Origin of the sequence: Cohnella sp., assembly GCF_041641335.1 — a bacterium.
GTDB lineage: Bacteria > Bacillota > Bacilli > Paenibacillales > Paenibacillaceae > Cohnella.
The window spans coordinates 1-16,529 of the sequence record NZ_JBEPYQ010000036.1; the positions used below are offsets into that span (position 1 = coordinate 1).

Consider the following 16,529-nt stretch of genomic DNA (forward strand, 5'->3'; position numbering starts at 1 on the left):
TGTCGAACTCGGCGCGCACGCGCAGTCCGCGGCCGCCTCTCTCCAGCCGGACGATCGTGCGAAGACGCAGCGTCACCGTCCGCTCCGCGCGGACGGAGCGGCGTCCGGTGAACCAGATCAGCTCCTCACGTTCCCGCTCGAGCGAAGCCTCGGCCTCCGCCGGCACCTGCCATTCGTGCACGATTTCCAGCGCCGCCTCGTATGGCGTATCCGCAAGAACGCTCACTTCTGCCTTCAAAAGCTCGGTCGTCAGCGCCGTCTCCCCGTTTGGCTGCCGGTACATATACTCGTTGCCGACGTCTCCGGTATTTTCGTAGACGCACAACCCCCGGAACGTCCGGCCGCCGGCTTTGTCGATCATCGTTACCGAGCCGTTATCCTCGACGGTCGCCCGGATTCGGTCGTTTTCCAGCGTCCGGCCGTCCTCGGAGAGCAAGGAACGAGCGTCTCCTCCGGAGAGTCGCGGCTCCAGCAGTTGCTCCTTCTCCCCTTCCTGACCGGAAGGGATAAAGGCAAATGCCCGGTGACCGCAGCACGGAACGTCCGACGCCTCGAACTCGACGCGCAGCGTACGGGCGAAGTACGGCTGGCGGAAACGGTCGTCCGGCAAATCGTAGCCGAAGCGAAGACCCAGATCGGTCACGCTGCATGCCAAGCGCCGTCCCTCCGAATCCAAAACCTCTCCTCCGCTTACTGGCAGCGTTTTCAAACGCATCTTCATTTCGCTGAAATCGACGCCTTCCCGGAAGTAGATGCGGCTGATATCCAGATCCACCGACACGATCCCGCCGCGCGTCCATCCGGTCGTGTTGAATACGACGAACGGCTGCGCCCGCTCTCCGCAGTCCGCGAACGCGGACGTATCCACCCTCTGCGCGATGTACGCGATGCTGTCGGCGATAATGCACTCCGCGGTCTGGCCGCTCTTCTCGAAACGCGTCACCATCTCGCGGTGCACCTCGTCGACGCTGCAGCCGCAGATGCTGTCGTGCGGATGGTTCTGCATGAGCGTCTTCCAGGCATGCTGCAGCTGGTGGTGAGGATAGTCGAGTCCGAGCAGGCTCGCGTATGCGGCGAGCGGTTCGGCGCCCTTCTCCAGCAGCGTCTGGCCGCGTTCGTTCATCTGCTTCAGGTACACGCGCGCGGAAGCCGTATGGACGAGCGTGCCCCATCCGTCCGTGCGCTGGCTGCGCAGCTCGCCGCGGACGACGCTGAGATCGTCCGGCAAATGCCGATTAAGCGCTTTCGCATACGTATCGAAATCGGAATGGACAAACTCCGTATCCGGGTACAGCTCGGCGGCCAGCCGCAAAGCCTCCGGCAGATCCGTCTGAACCGGCTGATGGTCGCAGCCGTTCATGAACAACAGATGCGGCGTTGATGCGTACTTCTCCGCGGCGGCCAGCCGGTCTTCCCAGAATGCTTTGGCCTGCTCGGGGTCCGTCGGAACCTCATTGCCGTTGCTGTACCAGTTCGCGAACAGAATGCCGAGCACCCGCGAGCCGTCCGGCGCTTCCCAGATCAGCTCCGAATAAGGAGATTCGTACGCCGCCTGCTCGCCCACCTCATTGTTGAACCCGGTCGGCTTCACCCCCCGGCCGAACGCGGCGACCTCGATGCCCGCCTGCTGCAAAATTTGCGGAGCCTGGCCGATGTGACCGAACGAATCTGGAAAGTAGCCAAGCATGGAGACGGCACCGAATTCCCGGGCGTCCCGCAGTCCTGCCAGCAAATTCCTTATGTTGGCTTCCCCGCTCGTCAGAAACTCGTCCTGCAGCACGTACCAGGGGCCGATATGGAGCCGCCCTTCTCGGATCAGCTCCTTGAGCTTCTCCTTCCGCTCCGGCCGCACGCTCAAATAATCTTCAAGGAGGATCGTCTGTCCGTCCAGATGAAAGCTTCTGTACGCCGGGTCGCGCTCCATCGTTTCCAGCAAGCGGTCCATCAGCTTGATCAGATGGTAGCGATGCTTCTCGAACGGCAAGTACCATTCCCGGTCCCAGTGCGAGTGGGATATGACATGGGCCGTTTTCCTGCTTCTCGTTCCGGTCATCTCGTGTCCTCCCCACGCTGTTTTCTCTCTATTATTATATATCTTAATCATAGATCGGTAAATATTAGATATATCTTTTTAATCACAATTCACAAAAGTTTGGTATACCAAAAGAAAGAAAAACCATTCTACGATATGCGCAATCGTAAAATGGTTTTCAAAATGCGCGGCACGGCTCCCGCTTACCGCGCCTCCAGATCCTGCTCCTCCTCTTCGTCGGCGATCGCCTCCGGCCCCGCTCCCGTCGACTGGCGCGCGATCCATCGGATCGGCACCTCGACGCGGGCCGTCATCCTCTCGCCGCCCTCAAGCTGATCGACGATCATCGCCGCCGCCCGCTTGCCGATTTCCCGGTAATCCTGCTCCACCGTCGTAATCGGCGGCACGTCGGAATGCAGCGCGAAATCGAGGTTGTTGTCGAAGCCGACGACCGACAGCTCCTCGGGCACGCGCACGCCCATGTCCGCCGCCGCCTTGGCGATCTCGAAGGCGACCAGGTCGTGCTCCGCCTGAACGGCCGTCACCTGCTGCTCCAGCATCTGCCCGAGCAGCGACTTGTAGAACTGCCTGCGGCTGGGCGGATCGCTCTCGGCCTGATCGGTCATTCCGCTGTACACCAGATCGATGTCCACCGGAAGACCGTTGTCGCTGAGCGCCTTGCAATAGCCGAAGAAGCGATCGCGGACCGTGCTGCGATACTGAATGTCGATCGTCGACAGGAAGGCGATGCGCGTATGTCCGAGCTCGATGAGCTGCGCCGCGCTCGTATAACCGCCGCCGAAGTTGTCGGAGACGACGCTGCCCATCGACAGCAAGCTGTAATATTGGTCGATCGTCACGATCGGATAACCGCTGGCGTGCAGAGCGTGAACGATGTCCAAATTGCGCTGGGTGCTGACCGGATACAGGATAATGCCGGACGTTCCCCGCTTCGGCAGGGAACGCAGCAGCTCCCGCTCCTGCCCGCTGCTCCAGTCGCTGTTGTGAATGGTCAAATAATAGCCGCGCGACTCCAGGTACGCGGCGATTCCGGGAATGTGGCCCAGCGTGTTGTTGGAAGCGACGTAAGGAATAATCATCGATACGATACGATTCGCGGACATCCCGGACGGATCCTCGGCCGGCCTGCGGCTTCCTTCCTTCTTCTTCACGAAGCTGCCGCTGCCGCGCCGGCGGTAGATCATGCCTTCCCGTTCCAGCTCGATCAAGGCGCGCTTGGACGTAATCCGGCTGACGCCGAACTGCTCGGCCAATTCCACCTCGGTCGGAAGCTGCTGGTCGGGAACGTATTCTCCGCGTTCGATGCGCCCTCGCAGAATTTCAATGATTTGACTATATAACGGCTTATCTCCGCTCAACAAATGGACTCACACCCCGAATTCTCGAATCTGTTACAATTATAGCCTTGTTTATTGGTATATCCAATAGTTTGTTACGCAAGGCGTTACGCGCCGTTACCCGACGATGCCGGTGCGCTCCACGCTCTCGACGAAATAACGCTGCACGAACAGGTACATCAGGATAAGCGGCGCGATCGCCAGCAGCACGCCGGTGTTCAGCAGCATCGACGTGTAGACCGGATCGGGCTCGCGCAGCCCCATGCCCATGTCCATCAGGCTGGTCGACAGCACCTTGACCTGCTTCAGGAACAGGCTGACGTAATAGCTGTCGTTCCACTGCCAGACGAACGAGAACAGCAGCACGGTGACGACCGCGGGCACCGCGTTCGGCACGACGATGCGCAGGAAAGTCCGGAACACGCCGGCTCCGTCCACGAGGGCGGCCTCCCCGATCTCCTTCGGAATACCGCGAAAAAACTGCCTGAAAATATAAATGTACAGCCCGTTCTTCAGCCCCATCGCCGTACTGGAAGACAGAATGAACGGCCAGAACGTGTCGATCAGATTCAGACTGTCCTTGCCCGTGAACAGCCCGACGAGGCCGAACAAATCGAAGTAGCGGTACGTCAAGTACAGCGGAATCATGATCGTCTGCGGCGGAACGATAATCGTGAAGATGACGAGGCCGAACAGCAGCCCGCTGCCTCTGAACTGCAGTCTGGCGAACGCGTAGGCCGCCAGCGCGCAAGAGACGAGCTGGATCAACGTCGTGCTCGCCGAGATGAGCGCCGTATTGCTCAGCGCCTCGAAATAATTCGTCGTCTCGATGGCGATCCGCAGGTTGTCGAGCGTGAAGTTGCGCGGAATCCAGAGCACGGTCGGGTCGTAGATGTCGGCCTTGCTCCGGAAGGCGATCGACAGCCGCTGGAACAGCGGGAACAAGATAATGAAGCAGAAGCCGACGACGAGGACGGTGCGGATCAGCACCCATGCCCAGCGCTTGCCCTTCTCCAGGGGCTGGTATCGGCTGACGAACAAATCCGTATAGGCGGTCTTCGAGCTCATCGCTTCGCCTCCTTCCATACTAATCGTAGTAGAACACCTTGCGCGAGATCAGGCCGACGGACACGGCGAGAATAAGCGCGACGGACAGGAAGTAAACCCAGGACATAGCGGCGCTGAGACCGAAGTCGAACACTTTGAACGCCGTCTCCGACACGAGCTTGTTGATCGGGCTATTGCTGAACGAATCGATGATCGAATACACCGTATTCGTCAGAATGAGCGGCGACATCATCGGGAACGTCACCTTCCAGAAGCTCTCGTACCCGGTCGCTCCTTCGATTTTGGCCGCTTCGTAGAGCGACGGCGGAATCGATTGCAGCCCGGCCAGGAAAATCAAAATCTGTACGCCCGACGAACTGATAATCTCGTAGATCCGATCTACCGCCCCAGTCAGATAGTCGACGAAAATCGGCGAGATTCCGGATTCAAGCATCATTCTCTTCAGCTCGAAGCTTTGCAGCAAGTTCGATTCCGCCTCCCCGCCGCCGGATGAGAGCGTCCCGCTGCCGACGAAGCTGCCGATGTCGAGATTGGCGATGACGCTGGAAGCGAGAATGACCGGCAGGAAAAATACCGCCCTGGCGAACGGCCGCCCCCTGAACTTCTGGTTGAGCAGCACCGCCGCGAACAAGCCGAAGACGAGAATGAGCGGCACGTTGACGGCCATGGCCGCGATCGACTCGGCGAGGCTGCGCGGGTAATCCGGGTTCGACGTGAACAGGCTCGCATAGTTGGAGAACCCTTCGTAATCGACCGAAAAACCGCCCTCGACGAGCCGGATAGAGCTCAGACTGTACCGCAGCGATTGAATCAAGGGCAAAATAAACAGCATGATCATGCCGAAAATAAGCGGCGAAGCGAACAGGACGCCGAACCAGGCGTTTTTCTGCTTCAAGGTCAGCTTCTTTTTGCGTTTGAACGTTATTTTCATCTGGAAGCTTCACCGCCTATCCGGTAGCTTTCGGCCGGGATCGTCAGCCCGCCGGCTTGCGCGTCGGCAACGCCGTAGTTGACGATTACGGTCGTTCCGTCGCCGAACGTCGTCTCCGTCACGTCCGCGGACAGCTTGCGGTGCCCGGTAATCGGCTGCCCGCGAACCTGCTTCAACACCTCGTCAGCTTCCTTGTACAGCGCAATCGCCTCGTCCAGCCAATCGCGGTAATGGAGCGCGTACAAACCGTTGTAGCGCGTATCCTTAACCGCCGACGACGGGCTGTAGAACCATTGATAGAACACGTTGGAGCCGGTCTCGAGCGCTTTGAGCATCGACCTGCGCGGGTTTTGTCCCTGGTCCGCGTTAAACGGCGCGCCAGCCAGCTCCACATAGCCGTGCAAGGCGATCTGGTAGAAAGGAACGTCCTCGTCGGTCAAGTTCATCCCGCTGGAGGACGTCGGCGCGTTCACGACGATGTCGGCGTAGGGCAGCGTATACGCGTTGCCTCCGCTGACCATGACGGAGCCGATCCGTTCCTTCAGCTTGCCGGTCTCCGACGCGATCGTCTCCAGCGCCTGCTCCCGCGCGATCGGCGCGGACGGATCGAAATCGGAATTGACCTCTTCGCCCATATCCCGCAGCGATACGCCGGTTGCGCCCAGCTTGGCGTAGTCGGACAGAAAATCGCCAACGACGTCCGGAAGCCGGGATGCGGACAGCACATAATGCGAGAAGCGCGAGCCGAGCTTGCGGTACGTGACCGGGTCGTACTCGTAGATCGCCGCTTTGCGCCGGTCGAGGAAATCGGCGCTGCCGCCCGAGCCCTTGTACTTCCGCAGGAAGGCGACGTCGGGATACAGCCGGACTCCGCCGGCCGCCGCATATTCGGCCAGCTTGCGGAAGCCTTTCTTCCCGCCGAGCGCGCTGACGAACGCGATGTCGTCCGGAGAGCTGTGGCGGATGCCGCCGTTAAACCAGCCGACATACCGGAGCGCGACGTCTTCGACCCCGCCCGCCTTGAGCTGCTCCAGCAGCTCGATCGCCTGCTCGTACGTCGTCAGCGCCTCCGTCGAGTCGTACGGAATGCCAAGGAAAGAATTGCGGCGCTGGAACGCGCCTTCCAGCTCGAGCACGAACGGCGCGTTCTCCCCCGCAGCAAGCGGCTCCAGCCGGTGCTTGGCGACGAAGTAGTCGCGGTAAGCCCCCGCCATGCCGGCATAATCGGCCCGGTCTCCGGACAGGAAAGCGTACCGCAGGCGAACGTCGCCCTGATACGACGGCGTCTGAAACATCGGCACCGAACTGCTCTTGCTGCCCGAGCTTAACGTGTAGAAGTCCATCGTCGTAAACCGGAAGCTGCCATTGACGCTGTTGTAGGACGTATAGCGGCCGCCGATATCGGCCAGTACGCTGCCCATCGCCTCTCCGTCCTCCAGAATGCCGATGAACGCCTGGTCGCCCGTCTTGAGTCCGAATACGGGAAGACGAGCTTTCTCGTTGGTCAGAAACCGCTCCTTCACGTCGAACGTGCCGTCCTCCCCGTACACCGGCATCTGGTAAGGCTCGGCGCTCAGCTTCCCGTTGTTCAGCCGAATGAGCGCTCCGGAGCCGTCGGGGACGAGCATGTAACCCTCCTGATCGCCGTCCGCCGCGCCAAAATACGGCAGAACCTGCAGACTAGCCAGCGGAAACGACGGATTGCTCTCCACCTCTCCGCCTTTGACGGCGACGGTCAGAAACTCGCCGTCAAGCGCGTATTCGACGGGGATGGAGAACTGCGCCTGATCCTCCGCCTCCTGCCGACCCGCCCCGTTCTCGGCGTTGTCCCGCTCCGCGTCCTCCGCCGTGTAGCCGGCGGAATCGAGCAGCGCCGATAGCTCGGCGGCGACGTTGTCCTGCAACTTGCGCACTTCATATACTTGCTTCTCATCGTTGAACCGGTACTTGTAGGTGACCTGCTTGCGCGCATCGTCGTCGGCCAGCTTGCTTAGAATCGCCTGCTCGAAGCGCTCCTTGCCGATGACCGACGGAATGTTGCGCCAGGACGCGTCGGGCTGGTTCCCGAACCGATAGACGATACGCACGCCGTGATCGGTCTCGGCGATGTCGAACTGCCCCTTCTGCACGCTGTCTGTATAGCTGTTATAGCGCGAGAGCTGGCCCTTGCCGTTGTAATACGTCAGGATAAGCTGCGATTGCAGCTCGGCCTTGTACAGCGGCGAGGCGATCGGATCGTTCTCTCCCTCGGCGGGGTTCGAAAACCAGACGTAGCCGCCCTGCTTCCGCTGGACGGCGATGCCGGCGCCGGCCCGGTGCACGTACAGCACGAGCGCCTCGTTCTCCGCGACCCGCTCCATCCCGGCGAGAGCGGAGCGCTCCGCCGCACTGTTGGCCGCGCTCGGCGCCAGGCTCGCCGCAGCTGCCAGAGCGGCTGCCGGAGCATTCTTCCCGCCGGCAACCGTCTGCGACGAAGCAGCCGCCGCCGATCCGCTCGCCGCGACGCCGGATTGCGCCGCTAAGCCGACCTGCGCCGACGCTTCGCCGATCCGTTCTCCTCCCCGGCCGATGATAGCGCCGCCTGCCGCCAGAGCGGCACAGAGCGCGATCGCCAGCGCTTTTTTGTTCCCGTTCATGCCCGTTCCCCCTTCCCTACCCTCTGAAAGAAATTTCCCGGATCAGCGACTCGGCGAAGCTGACCATCTGCTGGATCATGCTGAACAGCAGCACTCCGATGAACAAAATGATGCCGATTACGACGAGCGTCAGCAGCATCGTGGCGATCGTCTTGCCGGCCGAGTATTGATGGATCGTCATCGTACCGACGAACAGCAGCCAGACGAACCACAGATACGCCACCGTGTCGAGCAAGTAGTAGAACGCGCTTTCGTCCGCCGTGATGACGTTGCTGTAGAGCACCTGCGGCACGTACAGGATCACGAACGGCATCAGCGAGTAGCCGGTCGCCGTCACGATGTCCTTGAACTTGCCGACGCCGTCCATCAGCGTCGTCAGCGACCAGTTGGCCACGCACCAGAGCAGCAGCGGCAGCACGATGAACTTCAGTTCGTCGAGGCTGTTCAGCTCGGCCGGATTGTTGAAGTTGACGACGAAGCCGCTGAACTGCCGCTTCACGATCGTCAGCAGCACGAACAGCAGCATGATCGCGACGGCGATCGACAGCCGGCCCTTGCGCTCGAACTTCAGCTCCCAGAAACCGTTGAACGGATGGAGCATCGTGTGCAGCGGGTGCTTCAGCACTCCGGTGTCCTTGTACTGTGCGCCTGCGGAGCGCCGGCCGGCCCGCTTCATCGCCCAGACGACCAGACCGACGACAAGCGCGATCGCCAGCACGATTTTGCCGAAGTGCGCCATAACAATATCTTTGCGGTACTGCTTAAACGCTTCCGAATAATATTCCCGGCTGCTGCCGAGCTTGAAGTAGTTCATCGCCTCGCGGTTGTCGCCCTGCTTCATCAGCGATTTGCCGATGCCGATGTACGCCACCTCGAAGTTGCCGCTCAGCTGCAGCACCTTGCGCCAGGCCGCGGTCGATTCCTCCACTCGGCCGTCGTACAAGGCGGTTACCGCCTCGCGGATCAAGCTCCCATACGTGGTCGGCGCGAACACGGTCAGCCGGTTGTAGTCCTGGTCGAGCACGAGCGTCCGCTCGCCGAGCATGCCGATCGCCGAAGGATTGCGGAACCGGTCCTGACGGCTGCCGAGCCCGCCGAAGACGTACAGCAGGTTGCCGTCCTTGTCGTAGGCGAACACGCGCCCGCGCTTCGAGTCAAGCGCGCTGTACATGCCGCCGCGGTCGGAGGCGATATCGACGAAGATCGAGCTGCCGCGCACGCTCCCCGTCTCCGTCGTGCCGATATCCCCTTTGGGCGGGAAATAGCCTTTGCTGCGCAAAATGTCGGCGCCGGACGGATTCAGCTTCTTGATCGGACTGTCCGAGCCTTCCTCCGACGTTGTCGTGAACAGGAAGCCGTCCTCGTTCAGATCGATATTATTGAACTCCAGCGGGATGAACTGCTGCATCTGATCGCGCTGCTTCTTCGTGGAAATCTGCTTCCAGATCAGATCGATCGGCTTGAACTTGACCCGATTCGTCCCGAGAAAGCCGGTAAACTCCCCATCGGACGAAAACTCCATAATGCCTTCGTACGAGCCTCGTCCGACGACGTAGATCCGCTGCGTCCGGTCGACGACGACCTTGCTTGGCGCGTACTGGAAGCCGTCGCGGATAAGCGACGACTTCGGCTCGCCGATCTCGCGCACGAACGCGCCTTCCGCGCTCAGTTCGACCAGCCTGCGGTTGCGCGTATCGGCGACGTAGATGCCGCCTTCCGCGCTGGCGAACACGCCCTCGGGCTGGTTGAATCCGTCCTGCCTGCCGCCGTTGTCGAACTCCGCGATCACCTTTTCCACTTCCAATTCACCGCTCAGCACGACGATCCGGTTGTTGCCCGTGTCGGCGATGTACACTTTGTTTTCCGGACCTACGAATACGTCTTGCGGCGAAGACAGAGGACCGACCCCCAGATCGTTCCCGTACAGAATGCGCTCCGGGACGTAAGCGTCCGGCGCCGGGACGGCGTCTCCCCAATAGGAATAGTTGTACCCTTCGGCCGAAGCCGCGGAGGGAACCGCAAGCGCGAGCAGAGCCAGGACGAGCAGACCGGGGACGCGCAGACAAGCCGAAATCCGTTTGACGTTCACCATCCTGCCCCCCCTAATCCTTCAGCCCCGACGAGGACATCGTCTGAATGACGTTGCTCTGCGTCACGATGAATACGGTAATCGGCACGAGCATCATCAGCAGCGTGACGGCCGCGACCGGTCCCGTTCTGGCGATGCCGCCGTTGGCGATCTGCCCGAACACCGCGTCCACCGTCCGAAGCTGCTCGCTGTAAATGTATTTATGGCTCGTCACCGAGCCGTTCGTCCACAGGTTCTGGAGCGAGAAAATAATGAGCGTCAGCCACGCGGGCTTAACGATCGGCATGACGATTTTCCAGAAAATCCGGTATTCGCTCGCCCCGTCGATCTTCGCCGCCTCGATCAGCGCGTCGGGAATCTGTTCCATGAATTGCTTCATCAGATACAGCCCGAGCGTCGTGCCGAAGGCGGGAATGAGAATCGCCCAATACGAATTGATCATGCCGAGCCACGAGATCGTCATATAGTTCGGCACCTGCGTAATGTACGGGGTGAACATGAGCGACAGCACGACGATGTGGAACAGCGCGCCGCGGAAAGGGAATTTGACCTTGGCCAGCGGGTACGCCGCCGCCGAAGCGATCACGACATGTCCGGCCGTTCCGATGATTGCGATGAAAAACGTATTGAACACGTACCGCGAGAACGGCACCCACGAGTCCGAGAAAATGTTAAGCAAGTCCTTGAAGTTCTGCACCGTCGGATTGCGCACGATAAAACGGGGTGGGAACGCGAATATTTCGTCCAGCGGCATGAACGCCCTGTTCACCGTGTAGACGAGCGGGGCCGCCATGAAGACGGCTACCCCCGCCAGCAGCAGGAACAGCAGAATATCGACGGACCATGAACGGTTAAGTCGTCTGCGCAAAAGCAGCTTCAGTCTCATCTCCGCTTTACTCACCCACTTTTTTGAGCAGTTTCTGCGTCATCAAATTCGTTCCGAGCATAATCGCGAACAGAATCGTCGCGATCGCCGAGGCGTAGCCCATCTGGAAGCGGATCGTGCCATAGTCGACCAGATGCGTGACGATCGTATGCGCCGCGTAGTCGACGCTCGGGAACCCGATCATGTAGATGGAGATTTCCGCGACTGCGAACGCCGTCGTGATCTGGATGACGGCTCCGAACATGAGCTGCGGACGCATCGTCGGCAGCGTAATGAACCACAGCTCCTGCCAGCGGTTGCGGACGCCGTCGAGCGCGCCGGCTTCGTACAAGGTGCGGTCGACGTTCTGCAGTCCGGCGATGAACGCCAGGAACGAGGTTCCGAGACTGAGCCACAGCTGCACCATAATCAAAATGCCAAGCATATAGCGCGGGTCCTGCAGCCATTGAATCGGCTCCATAATGAAGCCCCAGCGCATCAGGAACGAGTTCATATAGCCGTACGAGTCGCTGGAAAACAGCGTCTGCCAGATCAAATACGTGTTGCCGGCGATCGACGGCGCGTACAGAATGAGCGTCAGCAGCGCGCGCAGCTTGGGCGGCAGCTCGTTGATGAGCCAGGCGAACAGGAAGCAGGCGACGTAGCTGATCGGCCCGGTGATGAAGGCGAACAGGAACGTGTTCTTGAGCGCGATCAGGAAGACGTCGTCCTGGACGAACAGCCTGGCGTAATTGTCCCAACCGACCCAGCGCGGCGGCTCCAGCATGTTGAAGTGAGTGAAGCTGAGCGCCAGCGACATGAGGACGGGAACGACGGTGAACGTAAAGAATATCAGGAAATAGGGCGCCATCAAGACGAAGGCGTGCCGGTTCTTTCGGACTTCCGCCGCCATGTAGCCTATCTTTTTGCGAATGATCGGATAGATGGGTCAACCCTCATTTCTCGTAGGGAAGATTAAATTCTTTCCGCTTGGCGGTGATTTCTTCGTTCATGTAACGGACGTAATACTCCATCGTCTCGCGCGGATCGTCGCCCTGAACGACGACTCTGCGGAAAGCGTTGTCGATGTGCCGTCCGGTCAAGTAGCCGCCCGGAACCTCGGGAACGCCCCGCACCCAGCGCATCTGCTCCATCAGCTTGGCCAGATCGGCGGTCGGCCACGGCAGCTTCGTCAGCGCCGCGACGTTCGCCGTCGGATAGCGGGCCGAAGCGCCGAGCCGCACTTCCATCTCGCGCCCGAAGGCGAGCTGGGTTTCTTCGCTTGTCCACCACTTCAGGAACTGCCAGGCCGCGTCCTTGTCTTCGGTATGCTCGAACATGACGACTGCCGAGCCGCCTCCTCCGACGTCACGCCTGACCGTGTCGTCCGGCAGCGTCGTTCCGGGAACGGGCGCGAAATCCCACAGTCCCTTGATCTCGGGCGCGAAGACGACCAGCTTGTTGTACATCGTGTAGTCGATAATGCCGATTGGCATCTCGCCGGTGCGGAAGCGGTTGGCGAAGTCGACCTGGATCGGCAGCTTGTAGTTGACGTACAGATCGGTCCACTTCTTGAACTGCTGGATGGCGACCTCCTCGTCCAAGCCGCTGGCCATGTCGCCGTCCGTATAGAACCGACCGTCGTGCTGGTACAGCAGCATCGCGAACGTCGGGCTCGGCGGCAGCGTAATGATATCCGTCGTCACCAGATCGTTGCCCTGCGCGTTCAGCCCCTTCTGCGGCAGCCCGAATTGCAGGTTGCGCTTCTGCAGCTCCGGCACGAGCGCGTACACGTCCTCCCAAGTCTGCGGCACCTTCAGCTTCAGCTCGTCCTCGATAATATCCTTCCGGTAGAACAGCACCGGGAAGTTGAGCTGCTCCGGCAGCCCGTAATAGCCGCCGTTGTAGGCGAACGGCACCATCGCGCTGTCCTCGAACCGCGTTCGCACTTCGTCGAAATCCGGGAAGACGGACAAGTCCTGAAGCGCGTTGCGCGTCGCGAAGTTGACCGGCACCTCGTTGCCGACTTGAAGCGCTATGTCGGGTCCTTCCCCGGACACGGTCGACGGCAGCAGAATGTCCGCGGAGACGAGCTTCAGATTCACGGAGATGCCCGTCTGCCTCGTGAACGAATCGTCGATCAGCCGCTTGACGATCTGCGCCTGGTCGCGCGCCGAAGTGATCCACACCGACACCGAGCGTCCGGCGCCGTCCTCTCCGCCGAAGTCGTCGTAATTTTCATAGAACGAGGCCGCGAACGAAGCCGTCTCCGACCGCAGCTTCTCCCATCTCGTCGCGTCCGGGTCCGGCAGCTCCGCACCGGGCGTCGAGACGAGCAAATAATCGATCGCCAGCGGCTGCTCGGTCATCATCAGCAGCCATGCGCCGAGCGCGCCGACGTTGTTCTTGAAGGAATCGAGCCGCCCCGGCACCGTATCCGGCCGGTCGGCCATGTCGCTGAGCTGGTAGGCCAGCGTGTTCAGCAAGGCGGAACGGTCGTTGCTGCCGCCGTCCGGACCTTCGATGATGGCGGCGATCGTCTTCAGGCGTTCGCTCTGCTCGCGGAAGGCGTCCGACATCTCGGGAATGCGCTTCTCCAGCGCATAATCGCGGAACGCGTCCGGTACGACGCCGGTGTAGCTGATGATTTTGCGGTAGATCGCGTTCAGCTCGAGAATGCTCGACTCCGCCGCGCGAACGATCGGCGCGATCTCGCCGAGCGTCACCTCAAGGCGCACCGAATGACGTCCCTTGGTCAGATAGAACAGATACGGATCGTCCTGGCCTCTCCCCAGCACCTTCGTCTGCCAGGCGCTGTCATAGGCGAACCCGATCCGCTTCGCCTCGCGGAACGGAATCTCGCCGTCGACGTACAGCGTTCGCAGGGACGACATGCCGGTCAAGTAGTTTTGCCGGTTTTTCACCGCGATCTGATAGAGCCCGTCCTCGGGCACTTCGAACTCCCATTCGATCCACTGTCCAGGCATCCGCCACGCCCAGCCGCCCGCCGCGTTGATGCGCAGCTTGGACGTATGGTAAGGCTCGACCGCCGGACTGGAGCGATCGTTGTACGGCGCCAGCATCGCGTCCGATTTGTAGGCCGCCGTTTCGCCCTGCACGGTAATCAGCGTTCCTTCGGCGCTGCGGTAGCCCAGTTCCTTATATCGATTCGCCAGCTCTTCGTAAGACGGCGCAGTATCCGGATTCGACAGCTTCAAATCGGCGATGACGAGCGGCTCTTTAATGGAAGCGAGCGTCAGCTCGTGCTTGCCGGCGGTAAAATAAAACAAATAAGGCTCCTCGTAATACCCCGTCGCGTCTTTAAGCCAAGCTTCGCGCCACATCGGCGCTTCCTCCTGCTTCGGCGTCAGGTCGTTGCCCCGGCCGTCGCGCTCGAGCCCGCCGTCCGCGTCTTTCCATACCCGGTTGAAAATGAGGCTTTTCGCTTCCCTGAACGGAGCTGCTCCGTCGATCTCCAGCTCTCTTTCAATGTCGGAATCCTTGCCCTTGACCGTATAATACTTGATGCCGATCTGATACAAGCCGGGCTGTTCGACGTCGACCTCCCACGTGATCGAGCCCGCGTCCCCGGTCTGCGCCAGCTTTCCGCTCACGCCCTCGAACTCGCTGAGCGCCGCGGCGGACATTCCTTCGGTTCGGCTGAAGCTGCCGCCGTCGATGCGGATTTCCGCGAGCGGCCGATCGGCGTCGGCGTGCTTGGCCAAATACTCGTCGTAACCGCCCTGCTTGTAGGAGACGTAGCTTGCGAGACTTGACACGTCGAACGGACGATCCTCCGCGGCCGCGCTGCCGCGGGACCCGCCCGAGAACAGAACGACGAGCGAGATGGCCGCCGCGGCGGCAAGGGCCGAATACGCTATCCATTTAAGTTGTTCTCTCCGCATAGTTCCCCTCACAAGACGTACCCCTACTCGTCATGGCCGGTAATCACCAATCCCGAAATAGGGGTACCCGTTCAGAATAAAAGCTGGAATTGCCGGTTTACTCGCCCAGCATCTTCTGAATGTTGGCGTCGAATTGATTTTTCACTTTCTCCGCGGCCGTGGCCGGCGCTACCTTGCCTTCGGTAATGTCCTTGACGACCTGGTCGACCAGTTGGTCGCCTTCCGGCACGGCGATGAAGCTGCCGCTGTAATCGATCTTGTCGTACATCTGCACGCGCGTCTCGTACGCTTCCGGCGGCCAGGAGTTTTTCCAGGCTTCCATCGCCAGCTCTTTGTTTTTGCCGTGCAGGCTGATTTCGTCCATGATCTTGACCGCGATCTCCGGATGCTTGGAATACTTCGAGAGCATATACATGTTGCCGTACGGCGTGAAGGCGGTATAGTCGGTCGCGTTCGGCGCTTTCGGGAAGAAGACGTACCCGAGCTCTACGCCCGGCATATTGTCCTTCAGCCCGGAATACTCCCAGTTGAAGCCGCTGTACATGATGCTTCTGCCGGCAATGAACGCCTTGTCGTTGCCTTCCTCCGGCGCCGGCTGTACGATCGACTTGTCGACGTTGTACATGTCGTACATAAGCTGCAGCCCTTGGATCGAATTGGCGCTGTCCATCGAGAACTTCATGTTGCCGCTTTCATCCTTGTCGAACGCGCCTTTGTTGCCGTAGACGAACTGTTCGAGGCTCGTTTTCATATCCCCGATGAAGCCGAACACGTCGGTTTTGCCGTCGCCGTTCGTATCCTGCGTCGCCTTCTTCGCCAGCTCGCGGAATTTGTCCCACGTCCACTCCCCGCTCTGCTGCAGCTGGAACGGATCTTCCAGACCGAGCTCCTGAACGAGCTTCTTATTGTAGAAAAGACCGTAAGGAGACGGAGGGGAATCGATAAATCCATACTGCTTGCCGTCGAACGTTCCTCCGTTTTTCATCCAGGCGATGTATTTCGGATCGCTCGTATCCAGCAGATCGTCGAGCGGAGCGACGAAGCCTTTGTTCACGAGCTGCGGGAACGCCCAGAACAGCTCCAGCACGACGATGTCGGCGAACGGCTCTCCGGCGAGCGACGTCGTCGTGAAGTTCTCGACGTATTTGCCGTAATCGCCGAACTTGACGAATTCAATCTTGCCGTTATACTTCTTCTCGGCCGCTTCGATGAGCGCGACTTTCTCGTCGTCCGCCGGCGTGCGGTCGGCCTCCGCGATGCCCCGCGGATCGGCGCCGTCCCACCACAGGCCGATCTTGACCGTTGCGCCTTGCAGATCCGGAGCCGGCTCGGCGGATTCGGACGGAGACGCGCTCGGCGATTCCGATGCCGACGGGCTCGGACTGGCGGACGGAGACGCGCTCGGCGAAGAACCGGAATTGGATTTGGAGCCCGAGCAGCCGACCAACGATACGGCAAGCAGCGCCGCCACGGCGGCGGCCATGAATTTGCGTGGATTGTAGAACTGCATGTAGATGAGTCCTCCCCTTGAATCTCAAAGTTAATGACACTGCAACTTCGAAACTGCCTTAGCTAAACTGCCGATCGCACCCACGCGACCTCCCCTCGCCCCTTTTCAGTAATTTGGTATACCTAAATTCCCCGT

General features: G+C 60.4%; 10 protein-coding genes. All 10 read right to left on the reverse strand.

All coding sequences use genetic code 11. The annotated features are described in order from the left end of the window. Positions 1-2,053, reverse strand: a 2,053-nt coding sequence (locus tag ACESLM_RS13730) for a glycoside hydrolase family 38 N-terminal domain-containing protein (protein WP_372632135.1), incomplete at its 3' end; no start/stop codon positions are given. A gap of 182 nt (positions 2,054-2,235) precedes the next feature. Then, positions 2,236-3,414 carry a GntR family transcriptional regulator gene (locus tag ACESLM_RS13735; RefSeq protein WP_372632137.1) on the reverse strand — a complete coding sequence of 393 codons (1,179 nt, stop codon included), beginning with the start codon at positions 3,412-3,414 and terminating at the stop codon, positions 2,236-2,238. A gap of 93 nt (positions 3,415-3,507) precedes the next feature. Next, a complete protein-coding gene (locus ACESLM_RS13740) occupies positions 3,508-4,458 on the reverse strand; it encodes a carbohydrate ABC transporter permease (RefSeq protein WP_372632138.1) in 951 nt (316 codons plus the stop codon). A 19-nt stretch (positions 4,459-4,477) separates the two neighbouring features. Beyond that, entirely contained in the window at positions 4,478-5,389 is a 912-nt protein-coding gene (locus tag ACESLM_RS13745; protein ID WP_372632139.1) for a carbohydrate ABC transporter permease, read from the reverse strand. Further along, a complete protein-coding gene (locus ACESLM_RS13750; protein ID WP_372632140.1) occupies positions 5,386-8,025 on the reverse strand; it encodes a DUF5696 domain-containing protein in 2,640 nt (879 codons plus the stop codon). Before ACESLM_RS13750 ends, ACESLM_RS13745 begins: the two co-directional genes overlap by 4 nt. A 16-nt stretch (positions 8,026-8,041) precedes the next feature. After that, on the reverse strand, positions 8,042-10,117 hold the full coding sequence (locus tag ACESLM_RS13755) for a YIP1 family protein (RefSeq protein WP_372632141.1): 2,076 nt from the start codon (positions 10,115-10,117) through the stop codon (positions 8,042-8,044). Positions 10,118-10,127: 10 nt separating this feature from the next. After that, positions 10,128-11,000: a carbohydrate ABC transporter permease gene (locus tag ACESLM_RS13760; RefSeq protein ID WP_372632142.1), complete on the reverse strand. Its 873-nt coding sequence runs from the start codon at positions 10,998-11,000 to the stop codon at positions 10,128-10,130. Between the two features lie 7 nt (positions 11,001-11,007). Continuing rightward, entirely contained in the window at positions 11,008-11,892 is an 885-nt protein-coding gene (locus tag ACESLM_RS13765) for a carbohydrate ABC transporter permease (protein ID WP_372632143.1), read from the reverse strand. 43 nt (positions 11,893-11,935) lie between these two features. Next, on the reverse strand, positions 11,936-14,884 hold the full coding sequence (locus ACESLM_RS13770) for an extracellular solute-binding protein (protein WP_372632144.1): 2,949 nt from the start codon (positions 14,882-14,884) through the stop codon (positions 11,936-11,938). 97 nt (positions 14,885-14,981) lie between these two features. Next, the gene (locus ACESLM_RS13775; protein WP_372632146.1) at positions 14,982-16,394 is read right to left on the reverse strand and encodes an ABC transporter substrate-binding protein; all 1,413 of its coding nucleotides are present in this window, start codon (positions 16,392-16,394) and stop codon (positions 14,982-14,984) included. Positions 16,395-16,529 lie beyond the last annotated feature (135 nt).